This is a genomic window from Profundibacter amoris (genome assembly GCF_003544895.1).
Lineage (GTDB): Bacteria > Pseudomonadota > Alphaproteobacteria > Rhodobacterales > Rhodobacteraceae > Profundibacter > Profundibacter amoris.
Genome location: NZ_CP032125.1, coordinates 663,573 through 682,092, shown reverse-complemented (window position 1 = coordinate 682,092; position 18,520 = coordinate 663,573). Strand labels below are relative to the sequence as shown.

The window sequence follows — 18,520 nt, the reverse complement described above, 5'->3', positions numbered from 1 at the left end:
TGCATTATGACCCGTATCCTGATGATCCTCGCCCTTTGCCTGACCGCCACAGCACCGCGTGCCGATACCCAACTCACACCGTTTGCTTTCGATCTGCACAAACAGTTTGATGACTGTATCAGCACCCCGTCCGAAAACCTTTATCGCAAGTGCCAGGACGTCCTTACCGCCAGCTATACCCTGCGCCGCGAAATTGCATACGCTTTGGACGAATGCCAAACAGCCAACGTCGAAGGCTGTGTGACGGCCTTTAAGGATGCCGGTTTCCCGGCCGACCGACTGAACATCGCCACTCTTGAACGCTGCGAGATGCTGGGCCGGCTGGAAGAGGTTGATATTCGCGAGGTGCCCGAAAATTCCTGTATCGAGAAAATCGCCCGCAATATCGAGCGAAACAGTATCCCCACCAGCCACAACACCGACATATCCTGCGGCATCAACTACATCGAATGCGCCGAAATTATTGATAAAGGCCGCGAGTATTGGGAAAGCGCCGCCCACACCGCGTTTTATGAAAAACTGAACGCTGTCCCCGGGTCATCCGATTTCAGCAATGATGCTTTAACCAGCCACCGGTACTACAGCCTGCTGGAACGCCAACATCGGCTGCGGATTGATCTGGCCGAAACCACCTGCAACATCCAAACCGTCATTCCCCACTGGGCCAACACAATTGATAATGAGGAATGCATGGGCGAAGCTTATGCCAGAATATGGCTCAACATGAATGCGGAAGAGGAGTAGAATCCTGAAAAACCCCGCCATCATATTCGCGCTACTCCTTGCCACCGGCCTGCCGGCCTATGGCGACACACCGCTCGAATATTTCGGCTTTGCCGCTGTGAATTGCGGTCTGGATGATCCGCATGATGATATCGTAAAGACCGATTACACCGATGAAGTTGCCGGTTTCACCAACCTCAATCAGGTCTGCATTGCCGATAACACGCAGACTACCGCCCAAAGGCTGCATCAGTCCGCCCGCCAGTTCACCCCGTTGTTTTACATCGAACCGGTCTTTTTCAGCGAACAGAACGGGCGCCTCCAGCCAAACGTCCAACGCGGCACCTTACTACAAATGCTGCAACAGGCCATCAACCAAAGCGGCGTCCCCGCCAGTGGTCTGATCTTTTACCTTGCGGATGAACCGACCCGCCGCCACCTGCCCCTTGCCGATCTGGAGAATGCAGCGCTTACCCTGCGCACCCTCTATCCTGAAACCCCGATCATGGTGATCGAGGCCTATTCCCCGAATGGCCCCGCCCCGATTGCCCGCAACATCCAGTATTGGGGGTTCAATGCCTACACCGTAGCCGATCCCGCGCTTGAACCGCGCTACCCCGCTTATCTGAACCGTGCCGCCGCCATGCTGTCGCCGGATCAGGCGCTGGTTATGGTGATGGATGCGCATCACACACCGCACCACACCCGTGCAGGGCTGGCTCCGGATAATATGGCAAACGTCGCCCGTGCCTATTACGCCTACGCCAAAAGCCGTGGCGATATCGCCGCGCTGGTCGGCTATACTTGGGCGGGTGGCATCGATGGTGACTGGGAAATTGGCGCACGCAACTTGCCCGCACCGGTTCTGGACGCATATCGCGAAATCGGCCACGCCATCACTGGCAAATAACCCTGCGCAACTTATGCTCCGCGAGTATATATAATATCTTAACCCGCGAACAATGCATTGCCGCGTCAGGGAACCATCGTGGTCAACGCCGGATCCCGGCCATCCGCCTTGGGCAGATCATCCCCCAACTCGTAATAATCCCCTTTGTCGGCGCAGAAAATATGCCCTTTCATGGTCAACCCAGTCGGCCCGTCCAGCGTGCCCGCGAATATCGACAGGTTCATCCCTGCCCCGTCCCAAAACAGATTGCTGCCACATATCCCGCAAAACCCGCGCCGCGCTGTGTCGGATGATTGATACCACGTCACCTTGCCCGTGATTTCGATATCATCCCGATAACACGACGTCGCCGCCACATGGTGCCCGCTGGCCTTGCGGCACTGGGTGCAATGACAGGCAACCACAGGCCGCAAAGGGCCGGTGATGACATACGTAATTTTCCCGCATAGACAACTGCCGGTATGTTTCATCCCGCGACCTTTCTTTTGCGACGCCACGCCACCACCAACCCAACCAAAAGTGCAGCAAAGGCCAACGTCGACGTCGCCGATTTCAGCACGGTCCACATATTTGCTCGGGCAACCATATCCGGTGTCACATCAATTAAAGCCGCTTTCAGCATTCCGGCAACAGCGGCATTTTCAAGATAATCAAATATAGCCGCAAGAACCGCAATGCCGGATGCCACATAGCGACCGAAACCCTGAAACAGCATATTGAATGCCATCACCAATGTAACCGCCATTAACCCGGGATAAGCACCATCAAGGCTTTGCTGAACGGTTAAATAAAACTGCCTTCCCTCTTCGGAAATCGCCTCGCGAAAAAATGCGGCGTCGTCAAAACCATAGCCGATCAGACGTAAATCAAATGGCAACAGGCCATTGGCCTCGGCTGTTATATAGGGCAATGACCAAAGCACCATCGTTAGATAGATGCCCATCGTCACCGCAAAGATCAGCCAGAAAACCAGACGCATTTCGCCCTCCTAGTTTGAACGCTCCAACCGCGCGCCCAATTCAGCCATCAATGGCTCGAAAATCGGAAAACTGGTGGTGATCGGCGCCCCGTCATCTATCGAAACCGGCTGCTGGCTGGCCATGCCCAGCACCATGAAACTCATCGCGATCCGGTGGTCCAGATGGGTCTTGCACGTGCCGCCCCCGGTAACCGAGCCAGCCCCCTGCCCCGTCACCGTCAGCATGTCCTCGGCTTCCTCGACAGCAACACCGTTGGCCTCAAGCCCCCGCGCCATCGCATCGATCCGGTCACATTCCTTGACCCGCAACTCCTTGACACCACGCATCACGGTCTGACCTGTCGCATTGGCCGCCACCACCGAAAGGATCGGGTATTCGTCAATCATACTTGCCACGCGTTCCGGCGGCACTTTGACCCCGACCATATCGGGCGAATAGCGCGCCCGCAGATCGGCCACCGGCTCGCCGCCCTCGATGCGTTCGTTCTCGTATGTCAGATCGGCACCCATTTCCCGCAACGTGGTAAACAAGCCGTTGCGCGTCGGGTTCATACCAATCCCGGGCACCAACACGTCCGACCCCTCGACAATCAACGCCGCACAGACCGGAAAAGCGGCCGAGCTTGGATCACGCGGCACCACAATATCCTGCGCCTGCAATTCCGGCTGACCTGTCAGGGTGATCATGCGCCCCTCACCGGTTTCCTCGATCGAAATATCGGCACCAAACCCCGCCAGCATCCGCTCCGTATGATCCCGCGTCGGTTCCTTCTCGATCACCACCGTTTGCCCCGGCGCATTCAGCCCCGCCAGCAACACGGCCGATTTCACCTGTGCCGAGGGCACTTCCATCTCGTAACGCACCGGCACCGGATCAGCGGCACCGACAATGGTCATCGGCAACCGCCCGCCAACACGGCCATAAGCCTGCGCCCCGAACAATCCAACCGGCCCCGTGATCCGCCCCATCGGGCGACTGCGCAAACTGGCGTCCCCCGTGAATGTCGCGGTGATCGGACAACTCGCCATCGCCCCCATGATCAAACGAACACCGGTGCCGGAATTGCCACAATCAATTACATTGTCCGGCTCGGCAAAGCCGCCAACCCCGACCCCGAACACCGACCAATCCCCGCCGCCATGTTCGATCACATCCGCCCCAAAGGCGCGCATCGCCCGCGCCGTGTCCAGCACATCATCGCCTTCCAGCAATCCGGCGATCTTGGTTTCACCCACCGCCAGCGCACCCAAAATCAGCGCCCGATGCGAGATCGACTTGTCCCCCGGCACCTCGGCCACACCCTTCAGCGCACCGCCGCGGCGGGATTTCATCGGGGTTGGTTCACCATGACCTGACATCGCACATTCCTCGTCAAACTGCGTTACGTCCTGCATAGCCCAAGCCATTTGCCTGCGCCATGCCCTTCCCATTATCGTTCCCGAAATATCCCCGCCGGAGGCATAAAATTCCTTTGGACTGCCCTCTAAACCCGCCGGAATGTCATATAATGAGGCACCCGCCCTTCGCGCAGCGCCTTCTTTTCATAACGGGTGGAAATCCAGTCGCCCCAGGGCTTTCGCCAATCGTCCGGCCCTTCGGCCAACCATTCAAAATCGTCCCGCGCCATCATCTGCTCCATCGTCTGGCGCACATAATCCGGAATATCGGTCGCCACGCGAAATATTGCACCTTTTTTCAACACCCGCGCCAAGGGGTCCAGATGTTCGGGTGTCACAAACCGGCGGCGATGGTGGCGCGCCTTGGGCCATGGGTCGGGATACAGCAAAAACGCCCGATCAATCGAGCCATCGGGCAGCACATCGAACAGATCGCGCACATCTCCGGGATGCACCGCCACGTTATCCACTCCGGCCTCGCGGATTTTGCCAAGCAACATCGCCACACCGTTGATATACGGCTCGCAACCTATGATCCCGACATCGGGGTTTTGCGCGGCCTGATGCACCATATGCTCGCCACCGCCAAAGCCGACTTCCAGCCACACCGGCCGCCCGCCAAACAGTGCCTTCAAATCCAGCGGCAACCGGTCGGGGTTTTCATCCCAGCCCACAGCACCGGGCGAAAGCCTTGCCAGATCCTCGTCCAGATAAACCTTCTGGCTGTCGCGCAGGGCCTTGCCCTTCAGGCGGCCATAGAAATTCCGGTAAGGGCGGGTTTTGGGGGTGTTTTTATCACTCATCTTCATCATCCAAAAAGAAAGGCGGGCAAATTGCCCACCCTATATTTCCGTCAGCCGTAGGGCGGGGTTTATAGCGTGTCGCGCCTGACCGGAAACGGGCATTCATCCGGCTGGGTGAGGCAGCACCTGCAATGCAGGTGCGTTCGCCCGGCCGGATGAATTCAATCCGGCGCGATATGCTCTACCCCGCCGTTCGTTATACAGCTTTTTTCAGGGCCTCGACCAGATCGGTTTTCTCCCAGGAAAATCCGCCATCCGCTTCGGGTGCGCGGCCAAAGTGGCCATAGGCCGCCGTGCGGGCATAGATCGGACGGTTCATCTGCAATTTGGTGCGGATGCCTTGCGGCGTCAGGTCCATCACCTGATCAATCGCTTTTTCAATCACGGAATCATGCACTTCGCCGGTGCCGAATGTATCGCAGTAAATCGACAAAGGCCGCGCAATACCAATCGCATAGGACAACTGGATCGAACAGCGGTTCGCCAGCCCCGACGCCACCACGTTTTTCGCCAGATAGCGGGCGACATAGGCGGCCGAGCGGTCAACCTTGGTCGGATCCTTGCCCGAAAATGCCCCGCCCCCGTGCGGCGCGGCCCCGCCATAGGTGTCGACGATGATCTTGCGGCCGGTCAGGCCGGCATCCCCGTCAGGGCCGCCAATCACAAAGGTACCGGTCGGGTTGACCCACCATTTTGTAGCATCCGTAATCCAGTCCGTTGGCAGAACCTCGCGGATGTAAGGTTCGACAATCGCGCGGATGTCGTCCGATGTCTGGCATTCCTCGGAATGCTGGGTCGACAACACGATCGAGGTCACCTCGACCGGCTTGCCATCCTCGTAACGCAGTGAAATCTGCGATTTTGCATCGGGACGCAATGTCGGCTCGGTGCCGTCCTTGCGCACTTCGGCCAGACGCCGCAGGATCGCGTGGGAATACTGGATCGGGGCGGGCATCAGCTCGGGTGTTTCATCCACCGCATAGCCAAACATGATGCCCTGATCGCCAGCACCTTCATCCTTGCCTTCAGCAGCATCCACACCCTGTGCGATATGCGCGGACTGACCGTGCAGCAGGTTTGTTACCTCGACGGTGTTCCAGTGGAAATGCTCTTGCTCGTAACCGATATCCTTGATGCAATCGCGGGCGATCTGGTCGATCTTGCCCAGATATTCGTTCAGCTTGGATTTGTCCGACAGGCCAACCTCGCCGCCGATGACCACACGGTTTGTGGTCGCAAATGTTTCGCAGGCAACGCGGGCTTCCGGCTCTTCGGCCAGAAAGGCGTCCAGAACAGCATCCGAAATGCGGTCGCACAGCTTGTCGGGGTGACCTTCGGAAACGGATTCCGAGGTGAAGGTATAGTTCTGACGGGACATGAATAGTGCTCCAGTGATAAGTTACACCGCCACGTCAGGAAGCCGTTGTAGCGGTTTGATCCATCCCCGATAAGGGGCAGGCACGACGGGGTCAACCAATAAACCTGCGTCTTTTTAGCAATAACGCGGCAGCGGCAACGATCAACAACAGGTTAACCGGCAAATCCCCCGTGCGGGAATACAGTGTCGGGGGCAGGCCATGTGGCAATTTCACATCCAGATACCCCGCAACCCCCAACCCCAGTTGCGCAGTGATTTCCCCGCGCGCATCAATCATGGCGGAAATGCCGGTATTGGCGGCGCGCACCATCGGCAGGCCCTGCTCGATCGCGCGGAAACGCGCCTGTGCCAGATGCTGTTGCGGGCCGGTCAGATTGCCGAACCACGCATCATTGGTGATTTGCAATAACCAGTCGGGGCGTGGTGTGACGCCACCCACTTCTTCGGGAAAGATCGCCTCGTAACAGATCAACGGCAAGGCACGCCCCAGCCCCGGAATATCCACCAGTCGCAACCCGTCGCCCGAGCCAAACCCGAAACCGCCCTGCGCGGCCAGCCCTGTCAGGCCCAGTTTTGCCGCCAGCCAGCCACCGGGCATATATTCGCCAAAGGGCACCAGATGGCTTTTGTCATAGACATCCGCCACCACGCCATCCGCGCCCAGCACCACCAGCGAATTGTAATATTCGCCCGCCGCCCCGCGCCGCTGCATCCCCAGCACCACCGGCACCCCGTCGGCCGCATCGGCAATTACCTGCAATGCCCCTTCGGCACTGTTCAGAAGATAAGGCACCGAAGTTTCCGGCCAGATGACCAGATCGGGCTTTCGCTCGGTCACGGCTGCCGTGAACTGCAAATTCCGGTCAAAGAAAACCGGTATCATCTCGCGGTTCCATTTTTCGTGCTGCGGTGCGTTGGTCTGGATGATGCGGACAAATTTTGGTTCGGAGTTGCCACCATTTTTGGCCAGATACAGTAATTTGGACGCCGCCTGTCCATTGCCCAGATACAACAGCCCCGCGCCCACAATCACCACAACCGGCACCAGAATTATACGTTTGCGATGCCCCAATCCTGTGACCAGCGCCCAGACGCCCGCCAATGTCAGCAAGGTTAATCCATGCGGGCCAATCAGGCTGGCAAACTGCGCTATGCCGGTATCCAGCCAGATATATCCCAGCAATCCCCACGGAAAACCCGTCAGGATCACGCTGCGCAGCACTTCGGTGCCGGCCCAGAACACCACCAAGGCAATCCCGCGTCCCTGCCAGCGTGCAAGCCAGAACGCCAGCGCCCAGAACAGTGCCATTCCGGCGGCCATGCCGATCAGGGCAAAGGGGGCCATCCAGCCATAGGTGGCGATATCCACCAGAAACGGCTCGACTATCCAGTTCAGAACCAGCGCAAAATATCCAACGCCAAAGGCCCAGCCAATCCAGCCCGCCTGCCGCGTTGTCGCGGTGTTCTGGAACAACCAGACCCCGCCGGCCAGCCCGATCAGCGCCAGCCAGACCAGCCCGAAAGGCGCCTGCCCCAGACCCGTCAGCGCGCCGCCGGCCAAGGCCAGCAACATCTTGCGCCGCGTGGACCAACCCGCCAAGTCAGTCACCCTTGGCATCCGGCAACCGCACCCTTAACCGTTTGATCCGGCGTGGATCGGCATCGACCACTTCAAATTCCGGCCCGTCCGGATGCACCACCACTTCACCCCGTGCAGGCACATGGCCCGACAGCAGGAACACCAGACCGCCCAACGTGTCGATCTCCTCTTCCTCGTCCTCATCCACCAGACGATGCCCGATCTCGGCCTCGAATTCTTCCAAAGGCGTGCGCGCCTGCGCCAGATAACACCCCGGCCCTTCTTTGATCCAGAACTGGTCCTCTTCCAGATCGTGTTCGTCCTCGATCTCGCCGATCACCTGTTCCACCAGATCCTCGAGCGTGACCAGACCGTCAACCCCGCCGTATTCGTCAATCACCAGCGCCATGTGAATCCGGTCCGCCTGCATCTTTTGCAGCAGCACCCCGATCGGCATCGAGGGTGGCGCAAACAACAGCGGGCGCAGCAGTTTCTTCAGGCTGAACCGGCCACCGGCCCCGTTAAACCCGTGTTTCAGCGCAAAATCCTTCAGGTGCACCAGCCCCACAGGCGTATCCAGCGTTTCCTTGTAAACCGGTATCCGCGTCAGGCCGGTTTTGCGGAACAACTGCACCAGATCATCTTTTTTAATGTCCTCGGGCACCGCCACGATCTCGGCCTTGGGCACCGCCACATCCTCAAGCGACATGCGCCGCAGGTTCAGCATACCGCGCACATCTGTGGCGGGCGCAGCCTGTCCTGTCTGTGCCTCGCTGTTTTTGTCAGCTGTGTTGGTGGGGCCAAGGGCAGCCATCAGGCGGCCGAAAAAGCCGCGTTGCCCTTTGTTTTGTCCGTCCCGCGCGCTTTGCGCCGCGTTAGAGGAACCGTCAGTCGTGTCGCCCATTTTTCCTTTCCAGTTCAGCGGACATCATGTGTCCTGCACCCTATATGGGTCTGAAATGCCCAGTTTGCCAAGCACTTCGCCCTCTAATCGTTCCATTATCGCGGCATCCTGATCGGATATGTGATCATATCCCAACAGATGCAGCACCCCGTGCACCAGCAAATGCGTCACATGGTCGTTTATATCCTTGCCGGACTCGGCCGCCTCGCGGGCGCAGGTATCATAGGAAATTGCGATATCGCCCAGTTCTTCGGGCATGCCGCTCGGGTCCGGCTCGGGCGGCAAGGGATGTTCCCCGGGGCGCGCGCGGTCTTGCGCTGGCCACGATAGCACGTTGGTTGGCGCAGGTTTGCCGCGAAACTCGGCGTTCAGATCGGCAATCCGTGTGTCATCGCAGGCCAGCAGACTGATTTCGAAATACTGCGGATCAATCCCCAGATGTTGCAAAGTCGCTGCGCAAGCCCGCTGTGCCAGCGCCTCGATACCCAGCGTGTGCCAGCGCTCATCCTCGATATTCACCCCGACAAGATCAGTTTCCATCGGCGTCATAGGCCTCGATAATCCTGGCCACCAGCGGATGGCGCACTACGTCTTTGGCGGTGAAATAGTTGAAGTCGATTTTCTTGATGCCCTTCAGCAGGCGCTCGGCCTCGTGCAAACCACTCACGACCCCGCGCTGCAAATCCACCTGCGAGCGGTCCCCCGTAATCACCATCCGGCTGCCCTTGCCCAGACGGGTAAGGAACATTTTCATCTGCATCGAGGTGGCATTTTGCGCCTCGTCCAGCACCACGAAAGCCTCGGACAAAGTCCGCCCGCGCATGAAGGCCAGCGGAGCGATTTCGATCCGCTTGTCCTCGATCAGTTTGGCCACCTGTTTGCCGGGCAGGAAATCCGACAGGGCGTCATACAGCGGCTGCATATAGGGGTCGATCTTGTCCTTCATGTCGCCGGGCAGAAAGCCCAGCCGCTCGCCCGCCTCGACCGCGGGGCGCGACAGGATGATTTTGTCCACCTTGCCATCCAGAAACAGATTCACCCCGACCGCAACCGCCAGATAGGTTTTGCCGGTGCCCGCCGGGCCGATGCCGAAACACAGCTCGTTTTCAAACAGGGATCTGACATAGGCCTTCTGGGCCTCGGTGCGTGGCTCGACCAGTTTCTTGCGGGTGCGGATTTCAACAGGACCGCCCTTGAACATCTCGATCTGTTCGCCATCGGGGGCGGCGTCCATCACCGCCGAATCCCCCATGCGGATTTCGCCCTCGACATCGCCCATTTCCAGCGGCCGGCCACTTTCCAGCCGCGCATAAAGCGCGTTCAGAACGCGGGCGGCGGCAAGGGCCGCATCCTCTTCGCCAATCAATGCCAGCCGGTTGCCGCGCCGTGCGATCTGGATGGAAAACTGCTGTTCGATATGGGCAAGGTTGCGGTCATATTCGCCGCAAAGGTCGATCAATAGACGGTTGTCGGGAAATTCCAGCAGAACCTCTTTCGGGGTGTTCGGCGGTGTTGCTGCACTTATGGCCAATCAAATCTCCGTTTGTCAAAACTTGCCCCGCAATGGTGCCAACTTGGACGCATGCGCGCAAGGTGCAACCGGATCATTTCACATCACAGTTACATTTCCGTCTACAGCAGTTCCCCGCCTAGCGAATTTGTTTCGCTTTTCACCACCCGAACCCGCCGGATGTCACCAGCCTGCAAATCCGGCCCCGCCACATGCACCGCATGAAGATGCTGGCTTTTGCCGATCATCTGTCCGGCAAGGCGACCTTTCTTTTCAAACAGAACATCCACCTCCTGCCCCACCATCGCCTCTTGCAAGGCACGTTGTTGCTGGGTCAGCAGGGCCTGCAACTGCTGCAAACGGGCGTTGGCCACCTCGACCGACACGAAACTGCGCTCGGCCGCAGGTGTGCCCGGACGGGCGGAATATTTGAACGAATAGGCCTGCCCGTAGTTCACTTCGCGCACCAGATCCATTGTCGCGTCGAAATCCGTGTCCTCCTCGCCGGGGAAGCCGACGATGAAATCACCGGAAATCAGGATGTCGGGGCGTGCGGCGCGGATACGTTCGATCAGGCGGATGTAATGCTCGGCGGTGTGCTGGCGGTTCATCCCCTTCAGCACCTTGTCGCTGCCCGATTGCACCGGCAAATGCAGATAGGGCATCAGTTTATCGCACTCCCCGTGTGCGGCGATCAGATCATCCGTCATGTCGTTGGGGTGGCTGGTGGTAAAGCGGATACGCTCCAGCCCGTCCACATCGTTCAGCGCCCAGATCAGTTGCGCCAGCGTCCAGTCGCCGCCGTTATAGGCATTCACATTCTGCCCCAGCAGATTGATCTCCTTCACACCACGTTCGACCAACTCGCGGGCCTCGCGCAAAATCCGTTCCGGCGGGCGCGACACCTCGGCCCCGCGGGTATAGGGCACCACGCAAAAGGCGCAGAATTTGTCACACCCCTCCTGCACCGTCAAAAACGCCGAGGGCGCACGACGCGGCAAAGGGCGGTCCGGCAGATGTTCGAATTTGTCTTCCAGCGGGAAATCCGTATCCAGCGCCTTTTCCCCCGCCTCGACCTGTTTCATCATCTCGGGCAGACGGTGATAGGTCTGCGGGCCGACGACCAGATCGACCATCGGCTGGCGGCGCATGATTTCCTCGCCCTCGGCCTGTGCCACGCATCCGGCAACGCCGATCTTCAGATCGGGGTTTTCCGCCTTGATACCCTTGTAGCGCCCCAGTTCCGAGTAAATCTTTTCAGCCGCCTTTTCGCGGATATGGCAGGTGTTCAGCAGAATCATATCCGCGCCTTCGGGGGCCTCGACCTGCTCGTAACCGGATGCGCCCAGCGCCTCGGCCATGCGTTCACTGTCATAGACGTTCATCTGACAGCCATAGGTCTTGATATACAGCTTTTTGTTGTTCGACATCGGGCACACCGGATTCAGGAATTTCGGAATGCACCTCTACACCGGCTTGGCAAGGCTTGCAATGAAGTGCGAAATGGCCGATTCTGGCCGCAAGCGGGTAAAGGGTAGCGAAAAAATGCGGTATAACGATCTGGCGGATTTCCTGAACAGGGGCAAACAGGCGCTGGCCAAAGGGCCGGTCGCCCTGATTCTGGTCGAGGATGCGACCGAAGTCGACAGCACCATCCAGCACCACCTGCAACTGGAGTTCAAATCGGTTCTGGTGTTTGCCGGCGACGGTATGGAACCGGCCCCGGAAAACACGGATAAAATCCACCTGATCCCCTATGACATGTCCGCCGACAATGCGATGACCACCGCCGTCAACAGCATCATTTCGGCGGCACCGGGCGTATGGCTCTATTACTGTTTCAACGCCGAATACCTGTTCTATCCGTTCTGCGAGACCCGCACCGTGGCCGAAATGCTCGCCTTCCACACCGAGGAACGCCGCAACAGCGTCCTGACCTATGCGATCGACCTGTATGCAAATGACCTGAACCGCTCCCCCGATGCGGTGTCGCTGGAAAACGCCCATCTGGACAAAACCGGCTATTACGCACTGGCCCGCGAGGACGCCACAAACCGGCATCACCCCAAAGATCGGCAACTGGATTTTTACGGCGGATTGCGCTGGCGGTTCGAGGAACACATCCCGTGGGAGCGCCGCAAGATCGACCGTATCGCCCTGTTTCGCACCAAAAAGGGCCTGGAATTGCGCCCCGACCACACCTTCAATGACGAGGAATACAATACCTATTCCTGCGAATGGCACCACAATATCACGGCCGCGATCTGTTCCTTCCGCGTTGCCAAGGCGCTAAAACACAACCCCGGCTCGACCTTTGATATCGAAACCTTCCAATGGCACAACTCGGCCAAATTCGAATGGAATTCCCGGCAACTGATGGATCTGGGGCTGATGGAACCGGGGCAGTGGTTCTGACCACCACCCCGAAATCCTTATTCGGCCATCAACACCGGCACGATCATCTGGTGCAGAATTGAATCCGTCACCCCGCCAAAGGCCTTTTCCCGCAGGCGCGAATGGCCAAAAGCCCCCATCACCAGCAAATCGGCACCGGAATCGGAAATGTAGTTCTGGATTGTGGTATCGACCGACAAATCGGGGTTGACCACCGTCGCCACCTTGGCATTGATGCCATAACGCTCCAGATGATCGACCAGGTTCTCGCCCTGCTGCCCGCCAAATTCGCCACTGCGCTTTTTCGGATTGATCACCAGAACGATCACTTCTTTGCGCGCCTTCAGCATCGGAATGGCATCATTCACCGCCCGAACGGCTTTTTTGCTACCATCCCATGCGATCACGGCCTTGCGCACTTTGGCGTCAAAGCGCCCGATATAGGGCACCACATAGACCGGGCGACCGGTGTTCAGCAAAACCGCTTCCAGCAGGTTTTCCTGAAACGCCTTGCCCTTTTCGTTCGGATTGGGCTGGCCGACAAAGATCAGGTCCGCATGGCGGGCAAAAAACGCCAGCCGCGCCGGCGCCTTGGAGGCCGAACAGGCCACAACCCAACTGCGGAACTCGATGCCGGCCCCGATCGCGGCTGATTCGAATTTCTCGACAGCACTTCTGGCCGCCTTTTGCACAATTTCCTGCTGTGCGTCGGTCAGGCTCGAGGGGAAATCAATGCCGATATAGGTGGAAATCGTCGATTCCAGCGCCAGCGCAATGCCGGTCAGCCGTGCACCTTCGCGCTTGGCCAATGCCACAGCCGCCGCCACACGTTCGGCGCAAATATCGGTATCATCCAGATGGACAAGCAAATCTTTATAGGACACAGGAGGCCTCCTTTTGAATATTTTCCCCATCCTTACAGAAACCGGGCGCAACGGGTATGATCTTTGTCAAATTATATGAATATGATACCCCCTTGTGACAAAAGCGCCGCCCCGCCATTTCGCGCTTGAAAACCGCAGGCGCAATCCCTGATTAGAGGCACGACAACCGAACAGGAAAACCACATGGAACTGCTATCAGACTGGGGGGAATTCATCGCCGCATTCGTGGTGTTCTTCGTGTCCCACTCGATCCCGACACGCCCTGCTGTTAAATCGCGCATTGTCGCACTGATCGGGCCGATCGGATTCACACTGGCCTATTCCGCTCTGTCCACCGCCATCCTGACATGGATCATCGTCGCCGCCGGCCGCGCGCCATACGTTGAAATCTGGGGGTGGGAGCCATGGCAAAACCATGTGCCCCTGACAGCAATGTATTTCGCCACCCTGATTTTCACCATGACCCTGTGCCGGCCCAATCCTTTGTCCTTTGGCGGCTGCAACAATGACCGCTTTGATCCCGACAACCCCGGCCTGATCGGCTGGATCCGCCACCCGCTGCTGGTCACCCTGCTGATCTGGTCACTGGCGCATATGGTCCCCAATGGCGACCTTGCCCATGTCATCGTCTTCGGCCTGTTCGCCGCCTTCTCGATCCTTGGCATGCGCATCATCGACAAACGCGCGCGGCGCATCCTCGGGGCGGATGAATGGCAACGCCTGTCCAACACCAAACGCAGCTTCAAATTCACCCGCAGCGGCATAATGCGCTTTGCACTGGGCACTGCCATCTACCTTGCCCTGCTTTACCTGCACGAACCGGTGATCGGCATCAGCCCGCTGCCATAACCCTGTTTCTCTTTTGTGAAAATATCCGCGCCGCAGGCAATCCCGAGGCCCCTTTACGGGGCCGAGACATAAAGCGGCCCGCAAGGGCCTCCGTTTAGCAGGGGCTTATTTACGCCGCAGCCGGATCACCACATCCACCTTGCTGACCTCGGCCCCCGCAGGCGCCTCGGGCAAACGGCAGATTTCCAGTTGATCGCTGGGGGCATCCATCAATTCTTCGCTGTCTTCCCAGTAGAAATGCGGATGGTCCGACATATTGGTGTCAAAGTAACTTTTTGCCCCGTCCACCATGATCTCACGCATCAAACCGGCCTGACAAAAGGCGCGCAGCGTATTGTAAACCGTTGCCAACGATACCTTTTCACCCGATTGCAAAACCGAAGCATACAGGCTCTCGGCTGTCACATGCCGGTCCTGTCCATCCCCGACCAGCAATCCGGCCAAAGACAACCGCTGCCGCGTCGGGCGCAATCCCGCCCCGCTCAGCCATTCTTTTCCACGTTCCGCAGCCATTACCGTCATAATCGCGCATCCTCTGTTACACATTACATATAAAGGCGTTTGCGGGAGAATTTCAATTGCAAATCAGTCGCATTATATATCACCCCCTTGCAGCAGCCAGCCCTTGCCACCATTTACCACCCGATGATAGAAGGCCCGTAAGGGACATGTAATATCTAACGGGGGGCTGGGCTGAATGGCCGATTTTCCAACAAGTTTTGACAAAGACGACCTGATCAAATGCGCCAATGGCGAACTTTTCGGCCCCGGCAACGCGCAATTGCCGCTGCCACCGATGCTGATGATGGACCGGATCACCGATGTATCCGGTGACGCTGGCGCACACGGCAAAGGCCATATCGTTGCAGAATTCGACATCCACCCCGATCTCTGGTTTTTCCCCTGCCATTTCCCCGGCAATCCGGTGATGCCCGGCTGCCTTGGCCTTGACGGGTTGTGGCAGTTGACAGGCTTCAACCTCGGCTGGCGCGGCATGCAGGGGCAAGGGTTTGCCATCGGTGTCGGCGAAGTCAAATTTTCAGGCATGGTCACCCCCGAAACCAAAATGATCACCTACAAGATCGACTTCACCCGCGTCATCGACCGCCGCCTGAAACTGGGTGTGGCGGATGGTATCATCCTTGCCGATGGCGAAGAAATCTATGCCGTAAAAGACCTCAAAGTCGGCCTTGCAGCCGCGAAAGACTAAGGAGAACGCCATGCGTCGCGTCGTCATTACCGGAATGGGCATCGTTTCCTCGATCGGAAACAACGTCGAAGAAGTGACCAAAGCCCTGCGCTCGGGCAAATCCGGCATCATTGCCGCGCCTGATTACGCCGAAAACGGGTTCCGGTCACAGATCCACGGCATGCCGCAAATCGACGTGGCAGAACATATCGACAAACGCCAGTTGCGGTTCATGGGGCCGGGGGCGGCCTATAACTATATCGCGATGGAACAGGCGATTGCCGATTCCGGCCTCGAGGAAAGTGACGTCTCCAACCCGCGCACCGGTCTGGTGATGGGATCCGGCGGGCCTTCGACCTCGAACTTCTTCCAGGCCCACAAGATCGTGAAAGAAAAAGGCGCGCCCAAACGCATGGGGCCGTTCATGGTCACCCGCTGCATGTCCTCGACCAACTCGGCCTGCCTTGCCACACCGTTCAAAATCAAGGGCGTGAATTACTCGATCACATCGGCCTGCACCACATCCCTGCACTGCATCGGCAACGGGGTTGAACAAATCCAGTTCGGCAAACAGGACATCGTTTTCGCCGGCGGTGGCGAGGAACTGGACTGGACCCTGTCCTGCCTGTTCGACGCGATGGGCGCGATGTCCAGCAAATATAACGACACCCCAGAAACAGCATCCCGCGCCTTTGACGCCACCCGCGACGGGTTCGTCATTTCCGGCGGCGGCGGCGTTGTGGTTCTGGAAGAACTGGAACACGCACTGGCCCGTGGCGCGAAAATCTACGCCGAAGTTACCGGTTACGGTGCCACCTCGGACGGCCACGACATGGTTGCGCCGTCGGGCGAAGGGGCCGAACGCTCGATGAAGCTGGCCCTAAGCACCATTGGCGATCGCAAGGTCGGCTATATCAACGCCCACGGCACCTCGACCCCTGCGGGCGATGTGACCGAAGTCCACGCCGTGCGCCGCGTCTTTGGCGAAGGCAACGTGCCGCCGATCACCTCGACCAAATCGGTCACCGGCCACTGTCTGGGCGGCGCAGGTGTGCACGAGGCAATCTATTCGCTGATCATGCTGGGGGGCGATTTCATCGCACCTTCGGCCAATATCACCGAGTTGGACCCCGAAATTAACCCAGATGAAATCTGCACCGAATTTGTCGAAAATGCAGGTCTGGATACGGTCATTTCAAACAGCTTTGGCTTTGGTGGCACAAACGGCACCATCGCGATGAGCAAGTATCACGGGTAACTATTTATGTCGGATTTGTTAAAAGGAAAACGCGGCCTGATCATGGGGGTTGCGAACCAGCGATCTATCGCTTGGGGTATTGCCGAAGCAATGGCAGGGGCCGGCGCAGAACTGGCCTTTACCTATCAGGGCGAAGCCTTTGGCAAACGGGTCGCCCCGCTGGCCCAATCCTTGGGATCGAACATTCTGGTGGATGTGGACGTGACCGATGATGCCTCGATGGACCGCGCCTTTGACCAGATCAAATCGCAATGGGGCAGCCTTGATTTTGTCGTGCACGCGCTGGCGTTTTCGGACAAGGACGAATTAACGGGGCGCTTCGTTGATACCTCGCGCGCCAACTTCAAAAACTCGCTGGATATATCCTGCTATTCCCTGATCGACGTGGCCCGCCGCGCCGCCCCTTTGATGACCGATGGTGGCACCATCCTGACACTGACCTTTCAGGGGTCCACCCGCGTCACCCCGTTCTATAACGTGATGGGTGTGGCCAAGGCGGCACTGGAATCGGCTGTGCGCTATCTGGCCAATGACCTTGGCCCCGACGGCATCCGCGTGAACGCCATTTCGCCTGGCCCGATGAAAACCCTTGCCGGTGCAGCCATCGGCGGCGCGCGCAAAACCTACCGCGCCACCGAAGCCAACGCGCCCTTGCGCAGCAATGCGACTTTAGAGGCCGTGGGTGGCACCGCCGTCTATCTGGCCTCGGAGGCGGGCAATTGCACCACCGGCGAAATCATCCATGTGGATGGCGGCTATCATGTGCTGGGCATGGCGCAGCCGGAAAACCTGTAACCCGCGCTCCTCCAGCCTGACGGCTTTCCTCGCTTATGTTACGAAAAGCGACCGCAGGGAAGCGATGAGCGCGCGGGGAATTTAGGATTCGACCAATCCCCTTCTTTGATCTAGCTTTGAGCGGGTAAACGCGCGCGAGTTTCAAAGAAAGTGTCCAAATGGCCGAGAAAAAGATATCCAACAAAAAATACGAGGCCGAACTGGCCCGCCTGCAAATCGAACTGGTCAAAATGCAGGAATGGATCAAATCACAGGGCCTGAAGGTCGTGGTGATATTCGAGGGGCGTGATGCCGCCGGCAAAGGCGGCACCATCAAGCGGATCACCGAACCGATGAACCCGCGCATCACCCGCGTGGTGGCCCTGCCTGCCCCGACCGAACGCGAGAAAACCCAGTGGTATTTCCAGCGCTATGTCGCCCACCTGCCCTCGGCCGGTGAAATGGTGATCTTTGATCGCTCGTGGTACAACCGCGGCGGCGTGGAAAAGGTGATGGGGTTCTGCACGGAAGAGGAACATCAGGATTTCCTGCGCTCCTGTCCCGAATTCGAACGCATGTTGGTGCGTTCCGGCATCAAGATCATCAAATACTGGTTTTCGGTATCGGACGAGGAACAGGAACGCCGGTTCCAGAAACGTCTGGTCACCCCGACCAAACGCTGGAAACTATCGCCAATGGATCTGGAATCGCGCAACCGCTGGGTGGAATATTCCAAAGCCAAGGACATCATGTTCGCCCATACCGACATCAAACAGGCCCCGTGGTATGTGGTCAATTCCGACGTGAAGAAACACGCGCGGATCAATTGCATCACCCACCTGCTGAACCAGATCCCGTATGAGGACACAACCCCCGAACCCATCATGCTGGAAGACCGGCCCGTGGTGCAGGGTTATGTGCGCCCGCCGATGGAGGACCAGACCTTCGTCGAGGAAGTTCACAGCAAGCTATAGCGCCCCGTTCCGGC

General features: G+C 58.3%; 20 protein-coding genes and 1 riboswitch. Of the genes, 8 read left to right on the top strand and 12 right to left on the bottom strand.

What is annotated here, in order from left to right; translation table 11 throughout:
- The first annotated feature begins 6 nt into the window (after positions 1-6).
- Complete coding sequence (locus BAR1_RS03375) at positions 7-744, top strand: hypothetical protein (protein WP_118941710.1); 738 nt, start codon at positions 7-9, stop codon at positions 742-744.
- The gene (locus tag BAR1_RS17860) at positions 728-1,633 is read left to right on the top strand and encodes a hypothetical protein (RefSeq protein WP_162891655.1); all 906 of its coding nucleotides are present in this window, start codon (positions 728-730) and stop codon (positions 1,631-1,633) included. Before BAR1_RS03375 ends, BAR1_RS17860 begins: the two co-directional genes overlap by 17 nt.
- A 65-nt stretch (positions 1,634-1,698) precedes the next feature.
- Here BAR1_RS17860 and BAR1_RS03360 read toward each other — a convergent pair whose 3' ends face one another.
- The 10 genes from BAR1_RS03360 to miaB form a co-directional block, all read right to left on the bottom strand.
- Positions 1,699-2,103, bottom strand: a complete 405-nt coding sequence (locus tag BAR1_RS03360) for a GFA family protein (RefSeq protein ID WP_118941707.1) — start codon at positions 2,101-2,103, stop codon at positions 1,699-1,701.
- Positions 2,100-2,612: a hypothetical protein gene (locus BAR1_RS03355; RefSeq protein ID WP_118941706.1), complete on the bottom strand. Its 513-nt coding sequence runs from the start codon at positions 2,610-2,612 to the stop codon at positions 2,100-2,102. Before BAR1_RS03355 ends, BAR1_RS03360 begins: the two co-directional genes overlap by 4 nt.
- A 9-nt stretch (positions 2,613-2,621) precedes the next feature.
- Positions 2,622-3,971: a 3-phosphoshikimate 1-carboxyvinyltransferase gene (gene aroA, locus BAR1_RS03350; RefSeq protein ID WP_118944325.1), complete on the bottom strand. Its 1,350-nt coding sequence runs from the start codon at positions 3,969-3,971 to the stop codon at positions 2,622-2,624.
- Between the two features lie 125 nt (positions 3,972-4,096).
- Positions 4,097-4,813: a tRNA (guanosine(46)-N7)-methyltransferase TrmB gene (trmB, locus tag BAR1_RS03345; protein ID WP_118944324.1), complete on the bottom strand. Its 717-nt coding sequence runs from the start codon at positions 4,811-4,813 to the stop codon at positions 4,097-4,099.
- A gap of 196 nt (positions 4,814-5,009) precedes the next feature.
- The gene (gene metK / locus BAR1_RS03340) at positions 5,010-6,191 is read right to left on the bottom strand and encodes a methionine adenosyltransferase (protein ID WP_118941705.1); all 1,182 of its coding nucleotides are present in this window, start codon (positions 6,189-6,191) and stop codon (positions 5,010-5,012) included.
- A 6-nt stretch (positions 6,192-6,197) separates the two neighbouring features.
- A riboswitch (SAM-SAH riboswitch) is annotated at positions 6,198-6,248 on the bottom strand.
- Positions 6,249-6,282: 34 nt separating this feature from the next.
- The gene (gene lnt, locus BAR1_RS03335) at positions 6,283-7,800 is read right to left on the bottom strand and encodes an apolipoprotein N-acyltransferase (RefSeq protein WP_228408710.1); all 1,518 of its coding nucleotides are present in this window, start codon (positions 7,798-7,800) and stop codon (positions 6,283-6,285) included.
- Positions 7,793-8,674 (bottom strand): hemolysin family protein, encoded by an 882-nt coding sequence (locus tag BAR1_RS03330; protein WP_118941703.1) that lies wholly within the window; start codon positions 8,672-8,674, stop codon positions 7,793-7,795. Before BAR1_RS03330 ends, lnt begins: the two co-directional genes overlap by 8 nt.
- A gap of 24 nt (positions 8,675-8,698) precedes the next feature.
- Positions 8,699-9,214: an rRNA maturation RNase YbeY gene (gene ybeY / locus BAR1_RS03325; RefSeq protein ID WP_118944323.1), complete on the bottom strand. Its 516-nt coding sequence runs from the start codon at positions 9,212-9,214 to the stop codon at positions 8,699-8,701.
- On the bottom strand, positions 9,204-10,205 hold the full coding sequence (locus BAR1_RS03320; RefSeq protein WP_118941702.1) for a PhoH family protein: 1,002 nt from the start codon (positions 10,203-10,205) through the stop codon (positions 9,204-9,206). The genes ybeY and BAR1_RS03320 overlap by 11 nt, the downstream gene beginning before the upstream one ends.
- A 101-nt stretch (positions 10,206-10,306) precedes the next feature.
- Positions 10,307-11,614, bottom strand: a complete 1,308-nt coding sequence (miaB, locus tag BAR1_RS03315) for a tRNA (N6-isopentenyl adenosine(37)-C2)-methylthiotransferase MiaB (RefSeq protein ID WP_118941701.1) — start codon at positions 11,612-11,614, stop codon at positions 10,307-10,309.
- 115 nt (positions 11,615-11,729) lie between these two features.
- On the opposite strand from miaB, the gene BAR1_RS03310 reads away from it, so the two are divergent.
- Positions 11,730-12,599 carry a hypothetical protein gene (locus BAR1_RS03310; RefSeq protein ID WP_118944322.1) on the top strand — a complete coding sequence of 290 codons (870 nt, stop codon included), beginning with the start codon at positions 11,730-11,732 and terminating at the stop codon, positions 12,597-12,599.
- Positions 12,600-12,616: 17 nt separating this feature from the next.
- Here BAR1_RS03310 and BAR1_RS03305 read toward each other — a convergent pair whose 3' ends face one another.
- Positions 12,617-13,462 carry a universal stress protein gene (locus tag BAR1_RS03305; protein WP_162891654.1) on the bottom strand — a complete coding sequence of 282 codons (846 nt, stop codon included), beginning with the start codon at positions 13,460-13,462 and terminating at the stop codon, positions 12,617-12,619.
- A 183-nt stretch (positions 13,463-13,645) separates the two neighbouring features.
- Between BAR1_RS03305 and BAR1_RS03300 the strand changes: the two genes are divergently transcribed.
- Complete coding sequence (locus tag BAR1_RS03300) at positions 13,646-14,311, top strand: NnrU family protein (protein WP_118941699.1); 666 nt, start codon at positions 13,646-13,648, stop codon at positions 14,309-14,311.
- A gap of 105 nt (positions 14,312-14,416) precedes the next feature.
- Here the strand turns inward: BAR1_RS03300 and irrA are convergent, their stop codons facing one another.
- The gene (gene irrA / locus BAR1_RS03295) at positions 14,417-14,833 is read right to left on the bottom strand and encodes an iron response transcriptional regulator IrrA (protein WP_118941698.1); all 417 of its coding nucleotides are present in this window, start codon (positions 14,831-14,833) and stop codon (positions 14,417-14,419) included.
- A 175-nt stretch (positions 14,834-15,008) separates the two neighbouring features.
- Between irrA and fabA the strand changes: the two genes are divergently transcribed.
- The 4 genes from fabA (at position 15,009) to ppk2 (ending at position 18,506) form a co-directional block, all read left to right on the top strand.
- Positions 15,009-15,521, top strand: a complete 513-nt coding sequence (gene fabA, locus BAR1_RS03290) for a bifunctional 3-hydroxydecanoyl-ACP dehydratase/trans-2-decenoyl-ACP isomerase (RefSeq protein WP_118941697.1) — start codon at positions 15,009-15,011, stop codon at positions 15,519-15,521.
- A gap of 10 nt (positions 15,522-15,531) precedes the next feature.
- Entirely contained in the window at positions 15,532-16,758 is a 1,227-nt protein-coding gene (gene fabB / locus BAR1_RS03285; RefSeq protein WP_118941696.1) for a beta-ketoacyl-ACP synthase I, read from the top strand.
- 6 nt (positions 16,759-16,764) lie between these two features.
- Positions 16,765-17,553, top strand: a complete 789-nt coding sequence (locus tag BAR1_RS03280) for an enoyl-ACP reductase FabI (protein WP_118941695.1) — start codon at positions 16,765-16,767, stop codon at positions 17,551-17,553.
- A 158-nt stretch (positions 17,554-17,711) separates the two neighbouring features.
- Positions 17,712-18,506 carry a polyphosphate kinase 2 gene (gene ppk2 / locus BAR1_RS03275; protein ID WP_118941694.1) on the top strand — a complete coding sequence of 265 codons (795 nt, stop codon included), beginning with the start codon at positions 17,712-17,714 and terminating at the stop codon, positions 18,504-18,506.
- Positions 18,507-18,520 lie beyond the last annotated feature (14 nt).

Coding starts and splice junctions, on each gene's coding strand:
- fabB (WP_118941696.1), top strand. CDS start 15,532: ATGCGTCGCGTCGTCATTACCGGAATGGGCATCGTTTCCTCGATCGGA.
- BAR1_RS03375 (WP_118941710.1), top strand. CDS start 7: ATGACCCGTATCCTGATGATCCTCGCCCTTTGCCTGACCGCCACAGCA.
- miaB (WP_118941701.1), bottom strand. CDS start 11,614: ATGTCGAACAACAAAAAGCTGTATATCAAGACCTATGGCTGTCAGATG.
- fabA (WP_118941697.1), top strand. CDS start 15,009: ATGGCCGATTTTCCAACAAGTTTTGACAAAGACGACCTGATCAAATGC.
- BAR1_RS03300 (WP_118941699.1), top strand. CDS start 13,646: ATGGAACTGCTATCAGACTGGGGGGAATTCATCGCCGCATTCGTGGTG.
- BAR1_RS03310 (WP_118944322.1), top strand. CDS start 11,730: ATGCGGTATAACGATCTGGCGGATTTCCTGAACAGGGGCAAACAGGCG.
- ybeY (WP_118944323.1), bottom strand. CDS start 9,214: ATGGAAACTGATCTTGTCGGGGTGAATATCGAGGATGAGCGCTGGCAC.
- ppk2 (WP_118941694.1), top strand. CDS start 17,712: ATGGCCGAGAAAAAGATATCCAACAAAAAATACGAGGCCGAACTGGCC.
- trmB (WP_118944324.1), bottom strand. CDS start 4,813: ATGAGTGATAAAAACACCCCCAAAACCCGCCCTTACCGGAATTTCTAT.
- BAR1_RS17860 (WP_162891655.1), top strand. CDS start 728: ATGCGGAAGAGGAGTAGAATCCTGAAAAACCCCGCCATCATATTCGCG.
- BAR1_RS03280 (WP_118941695.1), top strand. CDS start 16,765: ATGTCGGATTTGTTAAAAGGAAAACGCGGCCTGATCATGGGGGTTGCG.
- aroA (WP_118944325.1), bottom strand. CDS start 3,971: ATGTCAGGTCATGGTGAACCAACCCCGATGAAATCCCGCCGCGGCGGT.
- irrA (WP_118941698.1), bottom strand. CDS start 14,833: ATGACGGTAATGGCTGCGGAACGTGGAAAAGAATGGCTGAGCGGGGCG.
- BAR1_RS03360 (WP_118941707.1), bottom strand. CDS start 2,103: ATGAAACATACCGGCAGTTGTCTATGCGGGAAAATTACGTATGTCATC.
- BAR1_RS03330 (WP_118941703.1), bottom strand. CDS start 8,674: ATGGGCGACACGACTGACGGTTCCTCTAACGCGGCGCAAAGCGCGCGG.
- metK (WP_118941705.1), bottom strand. CDS start 6,191: ATGTCCCGTCAGAACTATACCTTCACCTCGGAATCCGTTTCCGAAGGT.
- BAR1_RS03355 (WP_118941706.1), bottom strand. CDS start 2,612: ATGCGTCTGGTTTTCTGGCTGATCTTTGCGGTGACGATGGGCATCTAT.